Origin of the sequence: Moorena sp. SIO4E2, assembly GCF_010671945.1 — a bacterium.
Classification (GTDB): domain Bacteria; phylum Cyanobacteriota; class Cyanobacteriia; order Cyanobacteriales; family Coleofasciculaceae; genus Moorena; species Moorena producens.
The window spans coordinates 1-1,314 of record NZ_JAAHIE010001270.1 but is presented as its reverse complement, the minus strand read 5'-3'; the positions used below and the strand labels follow the sequence as shown (position 1 = coordinate 1,314).

1 protein-coding gene and 2 pseudogenes are annotated in these 1,314 nt (G+C 44.4%); 1 reads left to right on the top strand and 2 read right to left on the bottom strand.

Going from position 1 to position 1,314, the window contains the following annotated elements; genetic code table 11:
* Nucleotides 1-359 (top strand): annotated as a pseudogene (locus tag F6K37_RS45980) (hypothetical protein); the annotation flags it as partial.
* On the opposite strand, the gene F6K37_RS42855 reads toward F6K37_RS45980, so the two are convergent.
* Together F6K37_RS42855 and F6K37_RS45975 are read right to left on the bottom strand one after the other, a co-directional pair.
* Nucleotides 258-521 carry a hypothetical protein gene (locus tag F6K37_RS42855; RefSeq protein WP_287257277.1) on the bottom strand — a complete coding sequence of 88 codons (264 nt, stop codon included), beginning with the start codon at nucleotides 519-521 and terminating at the stop codon, nucleotides 258-260. The pseudogene F6K37_RS45980 and the gene F6K37_RS42855 overlap by 102 nt on opposite strands.
* Before the next feature lie 298 nt (nucleotides 522-819).
* Nucleotides 820-978: pseudogene (locus F6K37_RS45975) on the bottom strand (cyclase family protein); the annotation flags it as partial.
* Between the last annotated feature and the right edge of the window lie 336 nt (nucleotides 979-1,314).

The window sequence follows — 1,314 nt, the reverse complement described above, 5'->3', positions numbered from 1 at the left end:
GGAAGCCATCAGGGAGAAGAACGAAACGCGGTTTATACCGAACAGCAATGAATTGGTATGTCAATGCGGATTGTAATGGTGCTGCCAATATAATACGCAAAGTAAGCAGAACGCTAGGTATTAACCTAGACGAACTGGGTAGGGGCGTTTTGACTCGTCCCCACAGGGTATTCCTGTGGTCAGTTAATAAGAAAACAGTGTTTCGTGATGCGGATTCATCCCCGAGGCGAAACATCCTTATTAGAATCCCCCGTCATTTATGCGGGGGAGTAGTCAAGCCGAGCTCTAGTTCTATTGCGCTTAGTAGTATTGACAGCAGCGCCAGCGGCAGCGCCATTGGCACTATTACCAATCAATGAGCCGTTGTCAGTTAATTCTCCAACTACCGCACCAGCAGCGGCACCAATACCGATATCTCTTAATAAATCACCAGCAGCTGCCGGTGCAGCGGGTAGTAGTGTTGCGCCTACAAAACCGGTTGTGATCAGTCCTGGCAGTAGAGCACCGAAAATCCCTTTCATCTTTGTGTCCTCTAAATTGAGAAATTGAGCTACTGTTCTTAGATTAGATCTGCCTCTCGGTAGATAACCTCTTCCATTAGAATTATTTGACTGTGCTCGATCAAGACAGTTAATCTGCCCAAGGTTCCTAAATATATATAGCACTAAGCCCTATATAGCAATTCGATTGATTTGTGATTTATTGCTGCTAGAGATAATCATGAATCGATAAATGCGATGCGTATGCGCAGCCAAAGGGGTTCGGCATAGCCGCGCCATAGCCGTTCGCTAACTAAAATTCCAGCAGTAAATTCCAGCACTAGGGAATAATTGCGAACACCCTTGCTGGAAAACCAGAACCTTTAAGGGGCTTAGGAAAGGTTACTAATGCGATCGCACCATACTCCGGGAGCTGATCCAAGTTAGTCAGCAACTCGATCTGATACTTATCTTGGCTTAGAATATAGTTTTCTAGTGTGGCCGGGAAATGCCATTGCCCTGAAGTCCAGTAATCAAGTTGAGCAAGAAATTAGCAAAGTCGTGATCTCCTTTCGATGTTAGCCAGTTGTCTAACAGCTGTTTGGAGCAGACGGTACCAGAAACCTCTGGCCATCCTCAAATTTTGGGCAAGGGCGTGCCGGTAAAACCTCTGGTTATACACTTCAAATTTAACTACGGATAGAAAACAATGTTTTTTGTAGACAAGCCATATGTCTCTGAATTTTTAAAAAGAACTGTCAAAGACAATGGTATCCCTGTAGTAGGTACAGATATAGCCAAGAAGTTAGGGCTTTATAGTGGGACAAACCTAATT